Origin of the sequence: Pseudomonas sp. NFACC16-2 (assembly GCF_900119205.1) — a bacterium.
GTDB classification, from domain to species: Bacteria; Pseudomonadota; Gammaproteobacteria; order Pseudomonadales; family Pseudomonadaceae; genus Aquipseudomonas; species Aquipseudomonas fluorescens_Q.
In genome coordinates, this window is the sequence record NZ_FPIX01000028.1 from 17215 (window position 1) to 32987 (window position 15773).

The 15773-nt window shown below is 60.0% G+C and carries 12 protein-coding genes; 5 read left to right on the forward strand and 7 right to left on the reverse strand.

Features of this window, described 5'->3' with window-relative positions; genetic code table 11:
• Positions 1-12: 12 nt before the first annotated feature.
• The 4 genes from BT116_RS20705 to BT116_RS20720 all read right to left on the reverse strand — a co-directional run bounded on the left by BT116_RS20705 (position 13) and on the right by BT116_RS20720 (position 4387).
• Positions 13-1323 (reverse strand): ABC transporter substrate-binding protein, encoded by a 1311-nt coding sequence (locus BT116_RS20705; protein ID WP_072346777.1) that lies wholly within the window; start codon positions 1321-1323, stop codon positions 13-15.
• A 346-nt stretch (positions 1324-1669) separates the two neighbouring features.
• Positions 1670-2575, reverse strand: a complete 906-nt coding sequence (locus tag BT116_RS20710; RefSeq protein ID WP_072346779.1) for an AraC family transcriptional regulator — start codon at positions 2573-2575, stop codon at positions 1670-1672.
• Positions 2576-2645: 70 nt separating this feature from the next.
• Positions 2646-3938, reverse strand: a complete 1293-nt coding sequence (locus tag BT116_RS20715) for a glycosyltransferase (protein ID WP_072346781.1) — start codon at positions 3936-3938, stop codon at positions 2646-2648.
• A gap of 77 nt (positions 3939-4015) precedes the next feature.
• Entirely contained in the window at positions 4016-4387 is a 372-nt protein-coding gene (locus BT116_RS20720) for a response regulator (protein ID WP_072346783.1), read from the reverse strand.
• A gap of 273 nt (positions 4388-4660) precedes the next feature.
• Here BT116_RS20720 and BT116_RS20725 point away from each other — a divergent pair, with 273 nt between their 5' ends.
• The 5 genes from BT116_RS20725 to BT116_RS20745 are packed head-to-tail and all read left to right on the forward strand — an operon-like array spanning position 4661 to position 11198.
• Positions 4661-8143, forward strand: a complete 3483-nt coding sequence (locus BT116_RS20725; RefSeq protein ID WP_072346785.1) for a response regulator — start codon at positions 4661-4663, stop codon at positions 8141-8143.
• Positions 8143-8958, forward strand: a complete 816-nt coding sequence (locus BT116_RS20730) for a CheR family methyltransferase (RefSeq protein ID WP_072346787.1) — start codon at positions 8143-8145, stop codon at positions 8956-8958. The genes BT116_RS20725 and BT116_RS20730 overlap by 1 nt, the downstream gene beginning before the upstream one ends.
• Positions 8955-9542 carry a chemotaxis protein CheB gene (locus BT116_RS20735; RefSeq protein ID WP_072346789.1) on the forward strand — a complete coding sequence of 196 codons (588 nt, stop codon included), beginning with the start codon at positions 8955-8957 and terminating at the stop codon, positions 9540-9542. The genes BT116_RS20730 and BT116_RS20735 overlap by 4 nt, the downstream gene beginning before the upstream one ends.
• A gap of 5 nt (positions 9543-9547) precedes the next feature.
• Positions 9548-10828 (forward strand): hybrid sensor histidine kinase/response regulator, encoded by a 1281-nt coding sequence (locus tag BT116_RS20740; protein ID WP_072346791.1) that lies wholly within the window; start codon positions 9548-9550, stop codon positions 10826-10828.
• Positions 10821-11198, forward strand: a complete 378-nt coding sequence (locus tag BT116_RS20745) for a response regulator (RefSeq protein ID WP_072346793.1) — start codon at positions 10821-10823, stop codon at positions 11196-11198. Before BT116_RS20740 ends, BT116_RS20745 begins: the two co-directional genes overlap by 8 nt.
• Positions 11199-11373: 175 nt before the next feature.
• Here BT116_RS20745 and BT116_RS20750 read toward each other — a convergent pair whose 3' ends face one another.
• From BT116_RS20750 to BT116_RS20760, 3 genes are all read right to left on the reverse strand, one after another.
• Positions 11374-13044: a response regulator gene (locus tag BT116_RS20750; RefSeq protein ID WP_072346795.1), complete on the reverse strand. Its 1671-nt coding sequence runs from the start codon at positions 13042-13044 to the stop codon at positions 11374-11376.
• Positions 13041-14543, reverse strand: a complete 1503-nt coding sequence (locus BT116_RS20755) for an ATPase domain-containing protein (protein WP_072346797.1) — start codon at positions 14541-14543, stop codon at positions 13041-13043. The genes BT116_RS20750 and BT116_RS20755 overlap by 4 nt, the downstream gene beginning before the upstream one ends.
• A gap of 153 nt (positions 14544-14696) precedes the next feature.
• On the reverse strand, positions 14697-15755 hold the full coding sequence (locus tag BT116_RS20760; RefSeq protein ID WP_072346799.1) for a tetratricopeptide repeat protein: 1059 nt from the start codon (positions 15753-15755) through the stop codon (positions 14697-14699).
• Between the last annotated feature and the right edge of the window lie 18 nt (positions 15756-15773).

Sequence of the window (15773 nt, forward strand, 5' to 3'; positions counted from 1 at the left end):
GAAATGCAGACCTTATTTTGGATACCCGGCGCGTTTCATCTCGCGTTCGGTGGTGGACTGCGCTGCGGTCAACGCCTGGTCCACGGTCTGCTGGCCGGTCAGCGCGCCCGAGAAGAACTTGCCCACTTGGGTGCCAATGGCCTGGAACTCGGGAATGGTCACCAACTGGATGCCGATGTAGGGCACAGGCTTGAGGGTTGGCGCTTTCGGGTCGGCGACTTTCAACGATTCGAGGGTCACTTTGGCAAACGGCGCGGCCTTCATGTACTCGTCGCTGTAGGTCGAGGTGCGGGTGCCTGGCGGTACGTTGGCGATGCCGTCGGTCTTGGCGACCAATTGGCTGTATTCCTTGGACGTCGCCCAAGTGGTAAAGACCGTGGCCGCGTCCTTGGCTTTGGAGCTGGTCGGGATGGCCAGCGACCAGGAGTACATCCACGAGGTGCCCTTGTCGGTTTTTTCGTGGGGGGCGAAGGTGAATCCAACGTGATCGGCCACCTTGCTCTGGGTCTTGTCGGTGACGAACGAACCGGCGACGCTGGCATCGACCCAGATCGCGCATTTGCCGCTGTTGAACAGCGCCAGGTTTTCGTTGAAGCCGTTACTGGACGCACCCGGCGGGCCGGATTTCTTCATGTTGTCGACGTAGAAATTCAGTGCTTCCTTCCACTCGGGCCCATTGAATTGTGGCTGCCACTTCTCATCGAACCAGCGTGCGCCATAACCGTTGGCCAGGGTGGTGATCAGCGCCATGTTCTCGCCCCAACCGGCCTTGCCCCGCAGGCACAGGCCATATTGTTCCTTGGATTTGTCGGTGAGTTTTTCGGCGAATTCACCGATCTGGCTCCAGGTCGGGTGTTCGGGCATGGTCAGCCCGGCGTTCTTGAACAGGTCCGTGCGGTAATAGGTGATCGAGCTTTCGGCATAGAACGGCAGGGCGTACAGCGAGCCTTTGACCGACAAGCCATCGCGCACGGAAGGGAAAACGTCGTCCAGGTCATAGGAGGCCGGCAGGTCCTTCATCGGCTCCAGCCAGCCCTTGGCGCCCCAGAGTGCAGCTTCGTACATGCCAATGGTCAGCACGTCGAACTGTCCGCCCTGGGTGGCGATGTCGGTGGTCAGGCGCTGGCGCAGCACGTTTTCTTCGAGCACCACCCAGTTGAGCTTGATGTCCGGGTGCTCGGCCTCGAAGGTTTTCGAGAGCTTTTGCATGCGGATCATGTCGCTGTTGTTGACGGTGGCAATGGTGAGGGTCTGTGCGCCGAAACTGACGCTGCTGAGGGTCATGCAGGTGGAGACAAGCAGAGCTTTTACCGAAGGTTTCATCGCGCACTCCTTTTCCGCGCCCGAAGGCGGCAGAAGGACAGTTATTGTTTTTGTGTCTTCCGGATGAAGGGAAGAATGTGCGCTGATTACAGCCCTCAATGGACGGCGTGACAAATCATCCGTCGCACTTTCACTGATACTTTTTTGCACTTAAGAAAATTTCTGGTGGGGAATTCATCTGTGGCGAGGGGATTTATCCCCGCTGGGCTGCGAAGCAGCCCCAAAAATGTATCTACCCTGGAGGCGGATCAGAAAACCAGAGGGCCGCTTCGCGCCCCAGCGGGGATAAATCCCCTCGCCACAGGTCCACCCTGTCCCTGATCCAGGCAATTGAGTCGAGAAAATGTCAGCCCTGGTTCTGCTCGGTCAACCGCTGCACCGCCAGTCGCCGGTAGTGGGATGGGGTCATGCCCTTGAGCTGCTGGAAACGCCGGTTGAAATTGGAAATGTTGTTGAAGCCCGATTCAAAGCACACGTCCGTCACCGGTTTATCACCGTCGGCCAGCAACTCGCAGGATTTGCTGATGCGCAGGCGATTGACGAATTCGATGAAGCAGCGACCGGTGGCCTGTTTGAACACCCGGCTGAAATAGGTGGGTTTCATGCCCAGGTGCTCGGCCACTTCTTCCAGGGACAGTTCCCGGGCGTAATGGGCAAAGATGTAGTCCACCGCGCGGTTGGTGCGGTCGATGCTGTGTTCGTCCGCCGTTTGCGCAGAGGTCGCGCCGGACAGCAGTTGGTAGTCATCCGTGGCGGCCAGCAGCTCCATCAGGATGAAAAAATGCCCCAGGCGGCTCATGCCTTGGGAATCGGCGATGCGCTGCATCAGGGTCATGGCCTGGCGGATGGTGCGCTTGCAGCGGAACTCGATGCCGTACTGGGCACGTTCGAGCAGCGGTGCGACAGTCTTGAGTTCAGCGAACACCTGGTGGCCACTTTCGAACAACTCGTCAGTGAAGTTCACCAGCATGTCGCGCTTGTGCACCACTTCGTCTTCGGCCACCTGGCTGATCCAGTTATGGGGCAGGTTGGGGCCGGTGAGGAACAGTGACTGCGGATAGAAGTTGCCGATGTAATCGCCAATGAACACTTTGCCGGAACTGGCGACGATCAAGTGCAGCTCGTATTCCTTGTGGAAATGCCAGCGCACCAGCGGGCAGGGAAAACCGTGCTGACGGTAGATGATGGACAACCCATTATGGTCGTCCATCAACTCGTAGGAGGGGTCGGTGATTCTGGCTGTACGGGTCATGGGCCTGGCGCTTTTATTGTTATCGCCATTGGATAATGCCCCCTTCGCCAGGCGGCTGCCACTCTGACGTCTAACCGTTGCGGTTTTTTTCTTCGATCCACTGGGACATGTATTGGGTGCTTTTGTGCTGGTGGTGACGCAGCATGCTGCCGGTGAAATTGTCCCGACGTCGTTGTGCCAGGTCCGCCCGGCAAGCGTTGATGATGTCGATCAGTGCCGGGCCGTGCACCTGTTGCCGGTAGCGATTTTCCAGCAGGGCGAGGCCAGCATCCTGGGCCTGGGTCCAGCGCGCCTGATCGCGATACAACTGCACCGCCGCATTGGCGATGCCTTCGGCGCTCTGGGCAATTGCGCCGGGCCAGGGCATGTCGCCGTGCATGGCTTCGGCCCCCACGGGCGTGGTGACGTTGGGGGTGCCGCAGAGCATGGCATCGATCAGCTTGCCCTTGATGCCGGCGCCGAAACGCAGCGGCGCCAGGCAGATGCGTGCCGCCGACATCACCTGCAAGGCGTCCTCCGCCCAGTTCATGATGTGAAAACCCTGGGCCGGGTTATGCAGCGCGGCGGCCTTGGGCGGGGTGTAGGCGCCGTACAGGTGCAGCTGCGCGCCGGGTAATTGTTGGCGGATCAGTGGCCAGATGGCGTTTTTCATCCAGAGCACGGCGTCCCAGTTCGGTGCGTGGCGAAAGTTGCCGATGCTCAGGAAATGCGCCCGGTCCTCGAACGGCGCCGACGGCTCGCCGGGCAGGTCCAGCATCAACGGGCACCAGTGCAGCAGGTTGCGGGGCAACCCGAAGTGCTCCACCAACAGTTCGATTTCAACCTCGGACACCATCAGGTTGAGGTCGCAGCGGTACAATGCGGCGATTTCCCGTTTGGCCAGGTCGGTGTCGGCCATCCGCTGGAACTCCTCGTCCAGGGCTGGGGCGAAGAGGTCGCTGAAATCCTCGCCAGCCTCATCCTGCTTCAAGCGGTCTTTCAAGCGCTGGTGCCGAGCGTGGCGCAGGCTCTGCAAGTCTGACGTCTCCAGCACCCGCAGGGCACCGGGGCAGTGCTTCTCGACCCGCCAGCCGAACTGTTCTTCCATCATGAATTGGTCGAACAGCACGATGTCCGGCGCCAGCTCACTGATGAAGGCGTCGAAGCTGCTGCTATTGAGTTCGATCGGTACTTCGCGGATACCCAGCGCGACCAGGTCGGCGCGCTGTTCACCGGGGCCCGCCGGGCTGCTGAAGGTGATGTCCCAGCCTTGCCCGAGGAAGGTGTCGAGGATCTGCATGACATGCCCGCTGGCAGCCGATGAGCGCGGCTCGGGCCAGACATAGCCGATAACCAGGACCTTGGTGGCGGTGGGGTGATGCATGGGCAGGGGGTTCCTCGAAGCGGATCAGGCGCTGTCGGCGCGCGGGGCGCCGATAGTGACCAAGAATACGATCCGGCTCAAGAAAGAATGCGTTTGACCTTGTCTCGCAACTGATCGATGGAGAAAGGCTTGCCGATCACCGACATGCCTTCTGGCACATCGATGCTTTCGGCATAACCGCTGGCAAACAGCACAGGCAGTTGTGGCCGCACGGCTCGGGCCTGTTTCGCCAATTCGCGCCCGTCCATGACCGGCAGGCCGACGTCGGTCATCATCAGTGCGATGGGTTGCGCGTCGTTTTTTAAAAATGCCAGCGCCTGCTCACAACCATCCGCCTCCAGCACCTGGTATTCCAATTCCTCCAGCACGTCGACGATCAGCATCCGCACAATGTCGTCGTCTTCGACGACCAGGATGGTGGGCGGGGTGGCAGGAGGGGGGGTGGACATAGTTGACATTCTCGAAGGTTGGGGTCGGGAAGGGGCTCGAAGAAATCGGTCTCTTTCATAAGCCTCTTTTATGAGTAAGCTCCGAGGCGGCACAAGTTCCCAAGGTTGTACAAGAAAGGATCTATAGTACAAGAGCTGACAAGGATAGTCGCTTCCTTGCTACAAGGTAGATCGTCGCGGGACTTGCGCCTTTGACTCGTCAGATAATGTGGATCCAAGCGCCGTTTTTCGGGCAAACTCCACGGTTTTCAACTGTCCACCAAGGCCCTTTCCATGACTCCTTCGTCTTCGGTCGACGAGCAAAGTTTTCGCAAGCTCCTGAGCCGCAATATCAGCCTGCCGCTGGGCATGGGCGCCCTCAGCGCGGTGTTTTTCATCATCCTTATCACGTACCTGCTCTCAGTGATCCAATGGGTCGGCCACACCGACCGGGTGATCAATAACGCCAACGAGGCGTTCAAGCTGAGCGTGGACCTGGAAACTGGCATGCGTGGCTATCTCTTGAGCGGTGACGAGCATTTCCTCGACCCCTATGAAGTCGCCAAGCCCCGGATCACCGTTGCGCTGGACACTCTGCTGGAATTGACAGCCGACAACCCTGTCCAGACCGACCGCCTGCACAAGATACAAGCGCTCCAGACCGAGTGGGCCAATTACGCCCAGAGCATGATCGACCTGCAACGTACCAGTGGCGATTACCGGGGGGCGGTGAAGGCCGGGCGCGGCAAGCGCCTGACCGACGAGATTCGCCAGTCCTTCGAAGAAATTGTCGAGACCGAGCAGCAACTGCGTGCGGCGCGCAATGCGGAGGTGCGCGCCACCACGGTCTGGAGTATCGCCCTGTATCTGCTGTTCGTCGCCGCAGTCAGTGGATTGCTGGCCTACGTCGGTCGCCGGGATCTGTTGAGCTTGTCCGAGAGCTACAGCGCCAGCCTGAAAGTCCAGCAACGCAGCGCCCTGCACCTGGAGAAGCAGGCTTGGTTGCGCAATGGCCAGACGCAGCTGGCCGAGCAGGTCCTGGGACAGTTGTCCCTGGACTTGTTGGGCCGCAATATCTTGCAGTTCTGTGCGAAGTACCTGGGGGTGGCGGTCGCTGCGCTCTATGTACGGGAAGAAAATGGCCTGCTCAAGCGCGTCGCCAGCTATGGCTTGTCCCGGGAGGATGACGCGCAGCAGCAGGTGATCGTCGACGGTGAAGGTATTGCTGGCCAAGCCGTCCGACAGGGGCGTCTCATTCGGTTGGATGACGTACCGGACGATTACCTGAAAGTCAGCTCCGGATTGGGGCAAGGGCTGCCCAACAGCGTGTTGGTGGCGCCCACCAGTGACGATGACCGGATCAACGGTGTCATCGAATTGGGCTTCCTGCGGCCATTGACCGAGCGCGACATTGAGATGCTGGAGCTGATTTCCGGCAATATCGGCACCTCCATCGAGGCCGCTCGTTATCGCCAGCGCTTGCAGGAAGTGCTGGCCGAAACCCAGCAGTTGAACGAAGAACTGCAAGTGCAGCAGGAAGAGCTCAAGACTGCCAACGAGGAACTGGAAGAGCAGTCGCGCATTCTCAAGGAGTCCCAGGCCCACCTGGAAGCCCAGCAGCAGGAACTGGAGCAGACCAACGAGCAATTGGCCGAACAGCGCGACGCCATGGACCAGAAGAACAGCGAGCTGAACCTGGCCCAGATCCAGTTGCAGGAGCGCGCCGAAGAGTTGCAGCGTTCGAGCAAGTACAAATCCGAGTTCCTGGCCAACATGTCCCACGAGCTGCGCACGCCGCTCAACAGTTCGTTGATCCTGTCCAAACTGCTGTCGGAAAACCCGCAGCAGAACCTCAGCGAGGAACAGGTCAAGTTTGCCGAGTCGATCTACTCCGCCGGCAACGACCTGTTGAACCTGATCAACGATATTCTCGACATCTCCAAGGTCGAGGCTGGAAAGCTGGAAGTGCGCCCGGAGAACACCAGCGTGCAGCGTCTGGTGGAGGGCCTGCGGGACATGTTCGAGCCGTTGGCAGTCGACAAGGGCCTGGAGTTCGAGGTCCAGGTATTGCCCGATGCGCCAGCGATGCTCTACACCGACCGCCAGCGCCTGGAACAGGTGATCAAGAACCTGCTGTCCAATGCCGTGAAATTTACCGAGCAAGGCACCGTCAGCCTATCGGTGGCCGGGCAGCCGGGCTCGGGCATCGCGTTCATGGTGCGCGACTCCGGGATCGGCATCGCCGCCGATCAGCAGCAAAGTATCTTCGAAGCGTTCCGCCAGGCCGATGGCACGACTAATCGTCGTTACGGTGGCACCGGCCTGGGGTTGTCGATTTCCCGGGACCTGGCCACGTTGTTGGGCGGCTCGATCAGCGTTTCCAGCGAGCCGGGGCAGGGCAGCGTGTTTACGCTGGTGATGCCTGAACGTTATGTCGAGCCCGGGGAATCGCCGATAGAACCGTTGACATTCATCCCGACGGCCACCGCGCCAGCGCCGGCTGCACCAAAAACCGCACCGGCACCGCTGATCGCTGAAGTGGATACGCCGATTGCCCGATTTGCCGACGACCGCGACAAGGCGCCGTTCGATACCCGATGCATCCTGGTGATCGAGGACGAGCCCAAGTTCGCCCGCATCCTGTTCGACCTGGCCCATGAGCTCGGTTACCAGTGCCTGGTGGCCCACGGTGCCGATGAAGGCTTCGACCTGGCCTTGCAACTGGCTCCCGACGCGATCCTTTTGGACATGCGCCTGCCGGATCATTCCGGGCTGACGGTGCTGCAGCGGCTGAAGGAGCGGGCCGAAACCCGGCACATTCCGGTGCATGTGATTTCCGTCGAAGACCGCGTAGAAGCCGCCATGCACATGGGCGCCATCGGCTATGCCGTCAAACCGACCACCCGCGAAGAACTCAAGGATGTCTTCGCCCGCCTGGAAGCCAAGCTGACCCAGAAGGTCAAGCGGGTGCTGCTGGTGGAGGACGATGACCTGCAGCGCGACAGTATTACCCGCCTGATCGGCGACGATGATATCGAGATCACCGCTGTTGGCCTGGCCCAGCAAGCCCTGGACCTGCTGCGCACCAACGTCTACGACTGCATGATCATCGACCTCAAGTTGCCGGACATGCTCGGCAATGACCTGCTCAAGCGCATGTCCAGCGAAGACATCTGTTCCTTCCCGCCGGTGATCGTCTACACCGGGCGCAACCTGACCCGCGACGAAGAGGCCGAACTGCGCAAGTATTCGCGCTCGATCATCATCAAGGGTGCCCGTTCGCCAGAGCGCTTGCTGGACGAGGTGACACTCTTTCTGCACAAAGTCGAATCCCGGTTGTCCCATGAACGGCAGCGGATGCTCAAGACCGCCCGTAGCCGCGACAAGGTGTTTGAAGGCCGCAAGGTGCTGCTGGTGGATGACGATGTGCGCAACATCTTTGCCCTGACCAGCGCCTTGGAGGCGAAGGGGGCGATTGTTGTCATTGGCCGTAACGGCCTGGAGGCGATCGATCGCCTGAACGAATTCGACGACATCGACCTGGTGCTGATGGATGTAATGATGCCGGAGATGGACGGTTTCGAAGCCACCGCGCTGATCCGCAAGGACCCGCGCTGGCGCAAGCTGCCCGTTATTGCCGTGACGGCCAAGGCCATGAAGGATGATCAGGAGCGCTGCCTGGCGGCGGGTTCCAACGACTACCTGGCCAAACCGATCGATCTGGATCGTCTGTTCTCGCTGATTCGCGTGTGGTTGCCGAATATGGAAAGAATTTAGTGGAACGTGACACTGACATTGAACTTCGTTTGTTGATCGAAGCGATCTACCTCAAGTACAGCTACGATTTTCGCGACTATTCCGGTGCGTCCATCAAGCGCCGGGTCCACCATGCGCTGAGCCAGTTCGAGTGCAAGACCATTTCGGCCTTGCAGGAGCGCGTGCTGCATAACCCGGGGGCGTTCATGCAGCTGCTGCAACTGCTGACGATCCCGGTCAGCGAGATGTTTCGCGACCCCACGCATTTCCTGGCCATTCGCGAGGAAATCGTGCCGCTGCTCAGGACGTATCCTTCGCTCAAGATCTGGATCGCCGGTTGCAGCACGGGGGAGGAGGTCTACTCCATGGCGATCCTGCTGCGCGAAGAAGGCCTGCTGGACCGCACGCTCATCTATGCCACCGATATCAACCCGCGCTCGTTGGAAAAAGCCAAGCAGGGGATTTTCTCCCTGGAGAACGTGCGTACCTACACCCAGAACTACCAGGCCGCCGGAGGCCGGCGCTCGTTTGCCGATTACTATACCGCCGCCTACGATTATGCGATGTTCGACAAGACCTTGTGCGAGAACGTGACCTTTGCCGATCACAGCCTGGCGACCGACAGTGTCTTTTCAGAAACTCAGTTAATTTCATGTCGTAATGTATTGATATATTTCAATAAAAAGCTACAGGATCGGGCGTTCGGCTTGTTTCATGAGTCCCTTTGTCACCGTGGTTTCCTGGTATTGGGCAGTAAGGAGACGTTGGATTTCTCGGCTTACGGCCATCGATTCGAGCCGTTGGTCAAACAGGAACGGATCTATCGCAAGTTATGAACCAGACGAAGGACAGATCCAACCCGCCCATCGAGGCCATTGTCGTCGGTGCCTCGGCCGGTGGCGTCGACGCGCTGCTCAAGGTCTTCGGACACCTGCGCAAAGGCTTTGGCGTGCCCATTTTGGTGGTATTGCATTTGCCGGACGAGCGCGAAAGCCAACTGGCCCGTGTCTTCGGACATCGTCTGGCGGTGCCGGTGGAGGAAGCCCGGGACAAGCAAGACATCGTGCCGGGAACCTTGTATGTCGCCACGCCCGGCTATCACTTGTCGGTCGAGGCTGACCGTAGCCTGTCGTTGAGCCTGGAGGAGCCGCTGCATCATTCGCGACCGTCCATCGATGTGTTGTTTGAATCGGCCGCCGATGTCTACGGCCAGAAATTGCTGGCCGTGGTGCTGACCGGCGCCAACAACGATGGCGCCTGTGGCTTGGCGAAGGTCAGGGCGCTGGGCGGGATCACGGTGGTCCAGGACCCCAATGAAGCCCAGGTCTCGACCATGCCCGAAGCGGCGCTGGCCTTGCACGAACCCGACCATATCCTTACTTTGCAAGGCATCGGCCAATTGCTGGCCGGGCTGGAATGAACCACATGCCAAGAGATATTCAAGCCAAACTGCTGATCGTCGATGATCTGCCTGAGAATCTGTTGGCCCTGGAAGCGTTGATCAAGGGGGGCGACCGCGAGGTCTTCAAGGCCCTGTCGGCGGACGAAGCACTGTCCCTGCTGCTGCAACACGACTTTGCCCTGGCCATCATCGATGTGCAGATGCCGGACATGAACGGTTTCCAACTGGCCGAGCTGATGCGCGGCACGGAGAAGACCCGCAGCATCCCTATCATTTTTGTCAGTGCCGCAGGTCGTGAACGCAACTATGCCTTTACCGGTTATGAAAACGGTGCGGTGGACTTCCTGCACAAGCCGCTGGACACCCAGGCGGTCAAAAGCAAGGTCAATGTGTTCGTCGAGTTGTACCGCCAACGAAAGGCCATGAAGGAGCAGGTCGTAGCCCTTGAGCAGAGTCGCCGCGAGCAGGAGGTTCTGCTGCAGCAACTTGAGGCCACCCGGGGCGAGCTGGAGCAAGCGGTGCGCATGCGTGACGACTTCATGTCCATCGTCGCCCACGAGGTGCGCACGCCCCTCAATGGCCTTATCCTCGAGACACAACTGCGCAAGATGCACCTGGCCCGGGACAACGCCGCGGCCTTCAGCCTGGACAAGGTGCGGGCAATGGTTGAGCGCGATGAACGGCAGATCAAGAGCCTGATCCGGCTGATCGAGGACATGCTGGATGTCTCGCGGATTCGCACCGGCAAGCTGTCGATTCGTCCGACCCGCTTCAACTTGACAACATTGGTGGAAAATCTGCTGCGCAATTTTCAGCCGCAGATCGCCGTTGCCGAATGCTCGTTGACCTGCCTGGCTGAACCGTCGGTGGAGGGGCTTTGGGATGAGTTTCGTATCGAGCAGGTGATCTCGAACTTGTTGACCAATGCGTTGCGCTACGGCGGCAAGGGCCCGATCGAGGTGCGCGTCTACAAGACGCCCGACCACGCCTGTATCGAGGTCCAGGACCATGGCATCGGTATCAGCGAGGAAAACCAGAAACGTATTTTCCAGCAGTTCGAACGCGTATCGTCCAAGGCGGCTGCAGCCGGCCTTGGGCTGGGGCTGTTCATTTCCGAGCAGATTGTCACGGCCCATGGCGGGACAATCACGGTCAACAGTCGCCTCCATGAAGGGGCCTTGTTTCGTGTTTGCCTGCCTTTGCAGAAAACTGTCTTGGACAAAACCGCCGAACAGACGCAACCTCTGCGAGACCCCAAGGTCGTATCAGCAGCTATTGATCGAACAAAGGCTTCTCATGAGTGAAGATGCGCAAGATGTTGTATTGATCGTCGAGGATGACCCGTCGATCCTGATGGTGTTGTCGGCCTACCTGTCGGGCGAGGGATACCGGGTGCTACAGGCCGAAAACGGTGCCCAGGCGTTCGAGATCCTGGCGAGCAAGCCTCATCTGGACATGATGATTACCGATTTCCGCCTGCCGGGTGGTATCTCCGGGGTGCAGATCGCCGAGCCTGCGGTCAAGTTGCGTCCTGAGCTGAAGGTCATTTTCATCAGTGGTTACGCGCAGGAAGTGCGCGACACTGACAGCCCCATTACCCGCAAGGCGCCGATCCTGGACAAGCCGTTCGACCTGGATGAGTTGCAGCGCATCATGCAGTCGATGTTGTCGTAGGTTTTGTCTGGGCTGGGGACATGGCTTGTGTGGCGAGGGGATTTATCCCCGCTGGGCTGCGAAGCAGCCCCCAAAAGGCCGACGTAATCTACCTGGCACACCGAGTTGAGGTTTCAGGGCTGCTTCGCAGCCCAACGGGGATAAATCCCCTCGCCACAAGCGACATTCAATCGGCTCAAACCGTGATCATCTCCCGCACCTTGGCTGTCAACAAATCAAACGTGAATGGCTTGGTGATCATCTGCATCCCCGGGTCAAGGAAACCGCCGCGTACGGCGGCATGTTCCGCGTAACCGGTGATGAACAGTACCCGCAGGTCCGGGCGGAGCTGCCGGCCGATTTCCGCCAGTTGCCGGCCATTCATGCCGGGCAGGCCCACGTCGCTGATCAGCAGGTCGATGCGTTGGCCTGACTGGAGGATTGGTACGGCGCCGTTGGCGTCGGCCGCTTCCACAAAGGCATAGCCCAACTCGCTCAACACCGCGCTCACCAGTATTCGCACCGCTGGATCGTCCTCGACGATCAGCACGGTCTCACCGTCCTGCGCATGCGGTGCATGTGGGGTGGTGACCTGTGGTTCGTGTATTTCCTCGCCGCGAAAGCGCGGCAGGTAAAGGTTCACAGTGGTGCCTTTGTCGACTTCGCTGTCGATGGTCACATGCCCGCGCGATTGTTTGCTGAACCCATAGATCATCGACAGGCCCAGCCCGGTGCCCTGGCCGATTGGCTTGGTGGTGAAGAACGGATCGAACGCACGACCGATGATCGCTTCGGGCATGCCGCAACCGCTGTCCTGCACGCTCAGCACCACATAGTCGCCGGGTTCCAGGTTGGTGTAGGCGTCGGTAAAGTCGGCGTCCAGGTGCTGGTTGCAGGTCTTTACCACCAGGTTCCCGCCATTGGGCATGGCATCCCGGGCGTTTAGGACCAGGTTGAGCAGGGCGCTTTCCAGCTGGTTGGGGTCGGCTTCGGCGACCCACAACTGCTCGTCCAGCTGCATGTCCAGGCGGATGCTTTCGTTGAGGCTGCGTTGCAGCAACTCGCCCATGGACAGTACCAGCGTATTCATCTGGACGGCCTTGGAGTCCAGTGATTGCCGACGGGAAAACGCCAGCAGGCGATGGGTCAGGCCGGCGGCGCGGTTGGCCGAGGTCACGCCCAGGTCGATCAGGCTGTCCAGGTCCTCGGTGCGGCCCCGGGCCAGGCGCCGGCGCAGCAGTTCGAGGCTGCCGATGATTCCGGTGAGCATGTTGTTGAAGTCGTGGGCGATACCCCCGGTGAGTTGGCCGACTGCTTCCATTTTCTGTGACTGGCGCAAGGCCTCTTCGTTATGGCGCAACTGGGCGGTGCGTTCTTCCACTTGCTGTTCAAGGGTTTCAAGGGTGGTTTGCAGGCGCAGTTCGCTGTTGCTCAGGTCAATCAGGCGGTCGCGGGCTTCGTACTGCCTTCGACGACCTCGCAGGGCGGTGGTCACCAGGCTGATCAGGGTCACTGGATGGAAAGGGCGCTCAAGGAAGGTCACGTTGCCCAGTTGCGTACCGATACGCGCCGCCGGGTTCTGTTCCGGGCCGCCGTGATGGGTCAGCAAGACAATGGGCAGGTCGGACCAGGCCGGCTGCTGCTCGATGTACAGGAACAGCGCTTCCAGATCAGGCCCCACCAGCGCTTCCGAGGAAATCACCAACAGGCCGGCACCTTTTTCCAATTCTTCGCACAAATGGCCCAGATGACGGCAGATGAGACCGGCAAAACCGGCTTCATTGAGGATCATCAAGGCGATCTGGCTGTCCCGTCCCAGCGGTGCGAGGATCAGCGCCCGCTCGGACAGGGGCTCGGCCAGCGTCACCGGTGTTCATCCCTGAGCAGCGGGTTGCTCTCGCCCATATAAGTGGGAACCCCTCGCAAGACGCCTTGGAACGCCTCGAGCGGCTCGCCGATGGTCATGCCCAAGCCGCTGATGCGGTATTCGCGGATGGTCGACTCATGGCTGCCCGTGCGTTTCTTGATGATGGAAATCGCCCGGCGCACCTTGCCCAGTGCTTCGAAATAACGCAAAAGAACCACCGTGTCAGCCAGGTAAGTAATGTCGACGGGCGCTTGCATGTCGCCCACCAGACCGTGCTGTGCAACAGTCATGAAGGTCGCCGCGCCCTTGCGGTTGAGGTAGAGCAACAATTCATGCATGTGCAGGACCAGGGCGTTCTCCTCCGGCATGGCCGCCTGATAGCCATTGATGCTGTCGATGATCACGGTCTTGATGTCTCCCTCATCGACACAACGGCGCACGCGGTGGGAGAACTCGCCAGGGGACAGCTCGGCGGCGTCCACTTGTTCGATCAGCAGGTTGCCGGTCTCTTGCAGGGCTTGCAGGTCGATGCCGATGTTTTTCATGCGTTCGAACAACAAGCCCAGTTCTTCATCGAAGATGAACAGCGCGGCTTTCTCGCCACGATGTACGGCTGCGGCGGCAAAAATCATTGCTATCAGCGATTTGCCGGTCCCCGCCGGGCCGAGAATCAACGTGCTGGAGCCGGTTTCGATACCGCCACCCAGCAGGGCGTCCATTTCGCCGATGCCGCTGGAGAGTTGCTGGCGCAGGTATTGGCCTCGGTGCTCGGCGGCCACTAGGCGTGGGAAGACGTGTACGCCGTCGCCCATGATGGTGAAGTCATGGTAACCGCCGCGGTATTTCTGCCCGCGATACTTGACCACCCGGATCCGCCGCCGTTCGGCGCCATAGTTGGGCGTCAGTTCTTCCAGGCGAATCACCCCGTGGGCGACACTGTGGACGGTCTTGTCCAGGGACTCGGTGGTCAGGTCGTCGAGCAGCAGGACCGTGGCGTCGTAGCGCACGAAGTAGTGCTTGATCGCGAGGATCTGGCGACGATAGCGCAGGGAGCTTTGCGCCAGCAGGCGAATCTCCGACAGGCTGTCGAGCACCACCCGGGTCGGCTTGACCCGTTCGACCACTTCGAAGATCTGCCGGGTCGCTTCGCCCAGCTCCAGGTCCGAGGAATACAGCAGGCTCTGCTGGTGCTCGGCATTGAGCAGGCTTTCGGGCGGGGTCAGTTCGAAAATATGAATGTTGTCGTCCAGCGTCCACCCGTGGGAGGTTGCGCCCTGACGCAGCTCACGCTCGGTTTCCGATAGCGTAATGTACAACGAGCGCTCGCCAGCCTTGGCGCCGGCCAACAGAAAATGCAGCGCGACCGTGGTCTTACCCGTCCCTGGTTCCCCCTCGAGCAGGAACACATGGCCGCGGGACAATCCACCGGAAAGGACATCGTCCAGTCCTTCGATGCCGGTGGCGGCTTTTGCACTGATCAACTCGTTAGATGTAGACAAAAATAGCCCTCTCATGACTAGGGAAGTGGGGCAGCAGGCGGGGTAACGCCTGAATTCAACTGCCTGAACACTTGACCTTTGGCGGTGATGGCGGTTCCGCTTACATCGATAAAACGCGGTGTATTGCACAACTTTCGGTGTGCCACAAAGGGCCTAGAGGCCCTGTTGCAGCGCCGGATCGTCCGGGTTCAACTGTTCAAGTTGCGCCAGCAGGATTTGAACATTCTGTAATTGGCCGGTCTCCTTCCAATAGTTGATCAGCAGCACCCGTGCCTTGCGGTCGGCGGGATAGCGCTGGACGATTTCCTGCAGCTGTTTCTGCGCCGCTTCCACTTCCTGTTCGGCATGCAGGGTGGTCGCCAGGTCATAACGGTAATGGCGGTTCTCGGGCTCCAGCTCCACCGCTTTTGCCAAGCCGAGCACCGCATACTCGTTCTGGCCGTGTTGCAGCAGCCACATGCCCAGCGCATGTTGCAGATAAGCCGACGCTGGCTGGGTTTGCAACTGTCGGGCGAGCAATAATCGCGCGGCTTCGCTTTGGCCCTGTTTGTCCAGTACCTCGATCTGCATGACCAGCGCTGGCAGGTTGTCCGGTTGCAGGCGCAACGCCTGTTCAAGGGCCCGTTGGGCTTTCTTCAGTTCGGCGTTGTGCAGGTGCAGTCGGGCGAGCTGGCAGTGGGTCTCAGCGGTTTTCGGACCGTCCTCGAGCACCTGTTCCCAGGTGTCGATGGCTAACTGCATCGCCCCGAAATACAGGCCGAGATCATCCGGCGACAAGCCCAGCAGCGCGTTCACGGCGGCGAATCGGACGTTCTGGTCATCATCATCCAGGAGCGGGCCGAGCAACAGGCTGCGCTGGCCTGTCGGTACCAGCCCGACGACGCTACCGATGGCGGCTCGACGCACGTCCGGCGATTCGTTGTGCAGGTCCGTGTCCGCCAGCTTCAGGGCTTGGGGGCTGGGGTAGTTGGGCAGTTCGGCGTGCAGCCACACGCGGCGTTTGGGCGAAAGGTCCGGACGCCCCAATTGCTGGTAAAGCATCCGCGCCGCCCCTGGCTGCCCGTTGCGGGCGTGTTCCAAGGCTTCACTGTAGCCACGCTTGATCGCCTCAGGGATTTGCGGCGTGGTGCTGCGCAGCCATAGCGCGACAAGACCGATCAACAACAGGACACAGAGGCTGAGGAGCAGGTTGCGGCGGCGAGGCGAGGGCATGCAGGGAATCCATTACCA

Coding starts and splice junctions, on each gene's coding strand:
- BT116_RS20705 (WP_072346777.1), bottom strand. CDS start 1,323: ATGAAACCTTCGGTAAAAGCTCTGCTTGTCTCCACCTGCATGACCCTC.
- BT116_RS20710 (WP_072346779.1), bottom strand. CDS start 2,575: ATGACCCGTACAGCCAGAATCACCGACCCCTCCTACGAGTTGATGGAC.
- BT116_RS20715 (WP_072346781.1), bottom strand. CDS start 3,938: ATGCATCACCCCACCGCCACCAAGGTCCTGGTTATCGGCTATGTCTGG.
- BT116_RS20720 (WP_072346783.1), bottom strand. CDS start 4,387: ATGTCCACCCCCCCTCCTGCCACCCCGCCCACCATCCTGGTCGTCGAA.
- BT116_RS20725 (WP_072346785.1), top strand. CDS start 4,661: ATGACTCCTTCGTCTTCGGTCGACGAGCAAAGTTTTCGCAAGCTCCTG.
- BT116_RS20735 (WP_072346789.1), top strand. CDS start 8,955: ATGAACCAGACGAAGGACAGATCCAACCCGCCCATCGAGGCCATTGTC.
- BT116_RS20740 (WP_072346791.1), top strand. CDS start 9,548: ATGCCAAGAGATATTCAAGCCAAACTGCTGATCGTCGATGATCTGCCT.
- BT116_RS20745 (WP_072346793.1), top strand. CDS start 10,821: ATGAGTGAAGATGCGCAAGATGTTGTATTGATCGTCGAGGATGACCCG.
- BT116_RS20760 (WP_072346799.1), bottom strand. CDS start 15,755: ATGCCCTCGCCTCGCCGCCGCAACCTGCTCCTCAGCCTCTGTGTCCTG.